5 protein-coding genes and 2 pseudogenes are annotated in these 6,396 nt (G+C 62.6%); 5 read left to right on the forward strand and 2 right to left on the reverse strand.

Features of this window, described 5'->3' with window-relative positions; all coding sequences use genetic code 11:
- From HMPREF0591_RS28300 to HMPREF0591_RS32715, 3 genes and pseudogenes are all read left to right on the forward strand, one after another.
- The coding region (locus tag HMPREF0591_RS28300; RefSeq protein ID WP_007172239.1) for a metal-dependent hydrolase at window positions 1–413 on the forward strand (413 nt) is incomplete at its 5' end.
- Window positions 414–459: 46 nt separating this feature from the next.
- Window positions 460–2,025: a flavin-containing monooxygenase gene (locus tag HMPREF0591_RS28305; protein ID WP_007172240.1), complete on the forward strand. Its 1,566-nt coding sequence runs from the start codon at window positions 460–462 to the stop codon at window positions 2,023–2,025.
- 162 nt (window positions 2,026–2,187) lie between these two features.
- A pseudogene (locus tag HMPREF0591_RS32715) lies at window positions 2,188–2,358 on the forward strand (transposase); the annotation flags it as partial.
- Between the two features lie 62 nt (window positions 2,359–2,420).
- Here HMPREF0591_RS32715 and istB read toward each other — a convergent pair.
- Complete coding sequence (istB, locus tag HMPREF0591_RS28320; RefSeq protein ID WP_007172243.1) at window positions 2,421–3,278, reverse strand: IS21-like element helper ATPase IstB; 858 nt, start codon at window positions 3,276–3,278, stop codon at window positions 2,421–2,423.
- A complete protein-coding gene (locus tag HMPREF0591_RS28325; RefSeq protein WP_007172244.1) occupies window positions 3,275–4,636 on the reverse strand; it encodes a Mu transposase domain-containing protein in 1,362 nt (453 codons plus the stop codon). The genes istB and HMPREF0591_RS28325 overlap by 4 nt, the downstream gene beginning before the upstream one ends.
- Before the next feature lie 546 nt (window positions 4,637–5,182).
- Here HMPREF0591_RS28325 and HMPREF0591_RS31605 point away from each other — a divergent pair.
- A pseudogene (locus tag HMPREF0591_RS31605) lies at window positions 5,183–6,061 on the forward strand (IS110 family transposase); the annotation flags it as partial.
- A 54-nt stretch (window positions 6,062–6,115) separates the two neighbouring features.
- Window positions 6,116–6,396 (forward strand): transposase (locus HMPREF0591_RS28335; RefSeq protein WP_007172247.1); only part of this gene is annotated, 281 nt, incomplete at its 3' end.

Genomic DNA, 6,396 nt, shown 5'->3' on the forward strand with positions numbered 1-6,396 from the left:
ACTTCCGGGCGATCCCGGGTGATGCGGAGGTGTGGAATCTCCTGAAGTGGCATGCGCTGGAGGAACTTGAGCACAAGTCGGTTGCCTTTGACGTATTCCGCTCGGTGGGGGGTACCGAGCGGGTGCGTCGACGTGTGATGGCGGTAATGATCCCCCTTCTGCTCCTCCTCATGAGTGGCACGCTGGCGTATTCGGTGGCGCGGGATCCCGAAGCGTGCCGTCAGCCAGTGCGACTGGTGCGTGAGACCTATCGGGTCTACCGCGGTCCGATATTTCGGGGTTTGATCCCAGAGCTCAGGCAATACTTGCGACCGGGATTTCATCCCGACGACATCGACACCAACGCGTTGCTCGAGCAATGGCAGGAGGAACTCTTCGGCACCAAGGGGGCCCTGGTCGGCTACCTGAAGTGAACCGAATTTCACCGAGACCGTCGCCAAGAAGGGAGCAAGCAGTTTTATGTCCGAATCCTTTGACGTTGTGATTGTGGGTGCGGGTATTTCCGGTATCAGCGCTGCCTGGCATCTGCAGGAGCGCTGTCCCAACAAGAGTTATGTAGTTCTAGAGCGCAGAGCTGATCTGGGTGGTACATGGGACCTGTTCAAGTATCCGGGCATCCGATCGGACTCCGACATGTGCACCTTCGGGTTCCGTTTCAAGCCGTGGCACTCGCCGCGCTTTACCGTTGATGGCGCCACGATCAAGGATTATCTCTGGGAAGCTGCCGCCGAGAGCGGCATCGACAACCACATCCGGTTTGGTAGCCAGGTATTGTCTGCGGACTGGTCGGACGCCGACAGGCGCTGGACGATCAAGGTGGCTGGGGACCGCCAAAAGACGACCGAGATCACGGCCGCGTTCCTGTTTGCGTGCAGCGGCTACTACGACTACGACCAGGGGTATCGTCCAGAATTCCGGGGCGAGAAGGATTTCGAAGGAATTATTGTTCACCCGCAGAACTGGCCCGAAGACCTCGATTATGCGGGTAAGAACGTCATCGTCATCGGCAGCGGTGCTACCGCAGTGACCCTTATTCCGTCCCTCGTGGATTCAGGCGCTGGCCAGGTAACGATGCTGCAGCGTTCACCGACTTACATCGGATCGCTGCCAAACATCGACCCCATTGCCGTGCAGCTCATCAAGTGGTTACCGACAAGGAGCGCGGACTTCGTCAACCGCTGGAAGAACATCCTGTTAGCTGTGGCGCAGTACAGACTGGCGCGTCGCTTTCCCCGTTCCATGCGAAAAGCGCTGATCGCTTGGGCTAAGCACCAGCTGCCCGCAGGCTATGACGTGGATAAGCATTTCGGGCCGAAGTACAACCCGTGGGATGAACGGATATGCCTGGCCCCTAACGGCGACCTTTTTAAGGCCATTCGGGACGGCAAGGCCGATGTAGTCACCGATACTATCGACCACATCACCAGGACCGGGATCAAGCTTTCCTCGGGTCAGGAGTTGACGGCCGACATCATTGTCGCCGCGACCGGTTTGAACATGCGGCTGTTCGGCGGCGCCAAGATTACCCGTAACGGCCAGGTCGTCGACGTCGCGAAGTCGATGACCTATAAGGCCATGATGCTATCCGACGTCCCGAGCATGGCGTTCACTATCGGTTACATCAACGCGTCCTGGACACTGAAAGCAGACCTGGTGTCTGAATACGTCTGTCGCTTACTCAACTACATGGATGCGCACGGCTACGACACCGTCGTAGCTCCCCACCCTGGCGAGGATGTCGAGGAACTGCCGTTCACGGATTTTGCGCCCGGCTACTTCCAACGCGCGATGGATCAACTCCCTAAGTCTGGATCCCGCGGTCCATGGAAAGCAAAGCAGAATTACCTCTTCGATGTCCGTCAAATACGCCGCGGCAAGATCGATGACGGTCTGCGCTTCACGACCAAAGCATCCCGGCCGGCAACTCTGCCGGCCTCGACATCACACCAAAGCACTTCCGAAATGGCTTCTGGCTCAAACCGAGGAAACGGTGAGCACCGCACAAATCCGCTCATCGCCGGATAATCCAACGGGGACTGTCTCGGTGAGTCCGGAGACTTTCTGATGTGAGAGCTCAGCTGGCGGCTGCTCTCTCGCGTTGAGCGTAATAGGCGGCCTCGAGTTCGGCTGGCGGAACATCGCCGCAGTATTCATACAGGCGGCGGTGGTTGAACCAGTCGATCCGCCGTGCGGTGGCCAGCTCGTTCGACCACCACGCCTCCACCTGAGGGGCTGTTGGCGCAGATGACCAAGGCGGTGCTCCAACGCGCTTTGGATGTCGAGATCGCTGATCACCTGGGCTATGAGTACGGCGATCCGGCTGGTTATGGCTCGGGCAACTCCCGCAACGGGCGCGGCTGATCGCGCTCATCGAAAGTCCTCAGGTGTGCTCGTTGAAATTCCTCACCTGTGAGCAGGGGTCAGTGTAGTTGTTGGCGGTTGCCGGTGGTGGTTCGGCGCAGGGTTTCCGCGGCGGCGTGGTGGTCGCGTAGGCGGTAGGACTCGCCGTCGAGGTTGATGACGACCGAGCGGTGCAGGAGCCGGTCGAGCATGGCGGCGGCGACGGTGGTGTCGCCGAGGATCTCGCCCCAGGCTCCCACCCCGCGGTTGGTGGTGATGACGATGCTGGTCTTCAGATACCGTTGGGAGACAACCTGAAACAATGCCGAAGCGGCCTCTGCCGGTAGCGGCAGGTAGCCCAGTTCATCGATCACCAGCAGGGTGGGGCCGGCGTAGAAACGCATGGTGGTGGTCCAGCGTCCCTCGATCGCGGCGCGGTGGCAGCGGGCGGCTAGATCGGCGGCGGTGGTGAAGTAGGTGCGATAGCCGGCATGTGCTGCGGCTCTTGCCAATCCGACGCTGAGGTGGGTTTTGCCGGTGCCTGGTGGGCCGATGAGCAAGATGTTGGTGGCGGTGTCGAGATAGCGGCAGGTGCCCAGTTCGTCGATCAACTTGCGGTCGATTCCGGCAGCGGCGTCGACGTCGAAATCATCCAGTGTGGCCGGGGTGGGCAGGCAGGCGAACCGCAGTCGCCCGGCCAGCCGCCGAGCGGTGCTGACTTCGACTTCGACGGCCAGTAGCCGCTCCAAGGCCACGGTCAAGGACAGGTTCTCGGCGGTGGCCTGGTCGAGCACTGCGGGCAGGGCTTCGGCGGCGGCGGTCAGTTTGAGTTCGGCCAGGTGCGAGCGCAGCTGCTGATAGCGGCTCGCCGCTGCCGACGGTGACTCCGCAGCCGTAGTCGTGGTAGTGGTCTTCGTGGTGCGTGCGGTGGGGGTCATTGGATGGTCCTGTTCTGGGCGGCCCGCTCGTAGGCGGAGAGGTCGATGACGGTGGAATCGGTTGACGGAGAGCATGTTTCATTGACGGTAGGGATAGCTTGCGCCATTCGGAGTAGTTGTGCGGCAGCAGCTTTGGCCGCGGTCCCGGGCGGAATGCGTTCCTTGCGGCGATGCGGGCGGGCGGTGCCCGCGGTGGCCATCGCAGCGGTATCTAGGGCGATGACATGGCCGCTGTCACGCACCATGACCCCGAGCCCGTCGGTGGCCATCCGGTGGCGGGCGACCACGATCCCGCTCGTGGTGGCGATGTCAACGAACTGTCCGCCGACGGGATGGCTGACGACCACCTGGGCGGCCGCCAGTTCCGGGGGCACCGAGTAGCGGTTGCCGCGATACGACACCAGCGCCTGCCGTGATGCCGTGCGGGCCTCGGCCACGATCACCGGATACGGCAGCGCCGGCACCGAGGCCAGTGGTTCGGCCTTGGCCACCACAGCGACCGAGGACCGGCCCTCGGCGGTGGCACGCAGGCGGGTATCGCCACGCACCCGCGCGAAACGATCCACGCTGACCTGCGCCGCCTCAACGGTCATGTCGTCGGCCAGGGTGCGCCACCAGCGTTGCGCGGCAGTGTGATTGATCTTCTCCACCACGCCCTTGCGGTTACCGCGGCGTGGCGGGCAGATCGCCACCGACACCCCATAATGCTTGGCCACCCCAGCGAACGACGCGGTCACCCGCCCCGAACCCGGGTCACACACCGTGGCCATCCGGTCGAACCGCCACACCCGTGACACCCCACCCAGACCGCGGGTCACGTGGTCGATCGCGGCGATGAGATGGGGTTGGTCCTCCGTCGGCGACAGCGCCGCACGCCACTTCCCGGAATGGGCCAGCGACCCAACCAACAGATGGGCTGTCTTGCCCCAGCCCCACAATGCCGGTGGGTCGGGCAACTCCAGCCAGTCCCACTGGGTTTCGTCTCCGGGCGGGTGCTCGATGACCGCGTTGGGGCGCTCGGTGGCACTGCGACAGGCCGCACACGTCGGGCGCAGATCCCGGGCGCGGATGTTGCGGGTCAGGCTCTGATACGACAAAGCGAACCCCAGCCCCTCGAGTTCATCGAACAGGGTGCGGGCCCACAGGTGCGGGTCCTCGGTCAGCCGCGCGGTGACGTAGTCGACGAACGGCTCGAACGGATCAGGATCAGGCCGAGCTCGCACCCCGGGCTTACCGTCACCGGCCAAATACTTGCGGACCGTCTTACGGTCAAAACCGGTATGGCGGGCGATCGCCGAAATCGACCAACCACGCTTGCGCAGAGCATGTACTTCCACATCGTCCTCCCATGTGAGCATGAGAAAGCGGGCCTCCTTCGATGGAGCAACTGGCGTCAGACACCAGAAGCTTCGAAGGAGGCCCGCCCTTCTCGGCGGAGCCACACGGGTGGGGAATTTCGATGAGCGTCAGTGGGGAATTTCAGCGAGCGCGGTCACGGCCGCAAAACCGTGCTCACCACGGCCGGAGCGGTCGACCCGACTTTATCAAACTAGCTTCTCGGGCGCGCTTCGCTCTCACCGTGGTGATCGAAAATTCCGCGAGCCAGTTGCGGTTCCGAACGGGGCCTGCGCTGGGTTCAGCGTCCAGGCGGCCGACGGTTCATGCTGGAAGGTGTTTCGGTTGACCCCGGTTGCACTATGTTGCCTGTGAGCCCGCAAATTAGCCTGAGGGTGGAGAGCCCCCCATCCACGGGGACCGTGGAATGTTGCCGTCGAGCACGAGTGTCAGAATTCTGTTTCATCCCGCTCTCCTGTCAACGGCGACACGGGGTCAGTTTTCAGACGACGCCGACATCTCCCCGGAACACGCCCCTTTGTCAATCCTGTTGGGAGGCGGTGAGTTCGATGGATGTGGTGCACCCGCGGTGCGCGGGAATCGATTGCTCGAAGAAAGACGCGAAGGTCTGTGTGCGGATTCAGGGCCATGGACGCAGAGGAGCGTCGTCGACAGTGACGACATGGGGTGCCATGACATCACAGATCCTGGCGTTGCGTGAGCATCTTATCGCGCAGAAGGTCACGTGTGTGGTGATCGAGTCCACCAGCGACTACTGGAAACCGTTCTACTACCTGCTCGACGATGAGCTGAACATGATGCTGATCAATGCGTCGCGGGTGCGCAATGTGCCCGGCCGCAAGACCGATGTGTCTGATGCTGCGTGGCTGGCCGATCTCGGGGCTCACGGGCTGGTGACGGCGTCGTTGGTGCCGCCGCCGCCGATTCGTGTCGGCGGCAAGTGAATACTGACCAGTGCTTGCCGACTCCTGATCAGTTTTCGATTGCCGTTGACAATTCGCGCGCTGCGGGATCTGACCCACGCACGCACGCACATCACCCGGGAATGCTCGCGCGAGGTAATGCGGTTGGAGAAGCTGCTCGAAGACGCCGGGATCAAACTCACCTCGGTGGCCACCGACATCACCGGAGTGTCCGGACGAGCGATGCTCGAGGCGCTGATCGCCGGCCAGAACGATCCAGCCATGATTGCCGATCTGGCCAAGCGGACGCTGCGCCGCAAGATCCCGGCGTTGACCGAGGCGTTGATCGGCCGGTTCAGTGAGCATCACGCGTTTATGTCCCGGTTGTTCCTTGACCGCATCGATGCTCACACCGCCGATATCGGTCGCCTCGATGAGCGCATCGAGGAAGCGATGGCGCCCTTTCGCCTCACCCGGGAACTGCTGATGAGCATTCCGGGATTCTCCGGCAAGACTGCCGAGGTGTGAATCGCCCTGGAAATCCCGGAGGCTCCTGACCTTGGAAACGAGGATGCAGGTATGCCGAAGGAACAGTCGTCTGGGAAGCCCACGGCGCGTCGTTACAGCCCGGAGGAGAAGGCCGCTGCAGTGCGGATGGTGCGGGCACTGCGTGCCGAGTTGGGCACCGAGCAGGGAACGGTGTCACGGGTAGCCCGCCAGCTCGGCTACGGGGTCGAGTCGGTGCGCTCCTGGGTGCGTCAGGCCGATATCGACGACGGGTATGCACCTGGGGTGTCCACTGCGGAGTCACAGCGGGTCAAAGAGCTCGAGCAAGAGATACGAGAACTGAAGCGGGCGAT

It is taken from the genome of Mycobacterium parascrofulaceum ATCC BAA-614, assembly GCF_000164135.1.
Classification (GTDB): domain Bacteria; phylum Actinomycetota; class Actinomycetes; order Mycobacteriales; family Mycobacteriaceae; genus Mycobacterium; species Mycobacterium parascrofulaceum.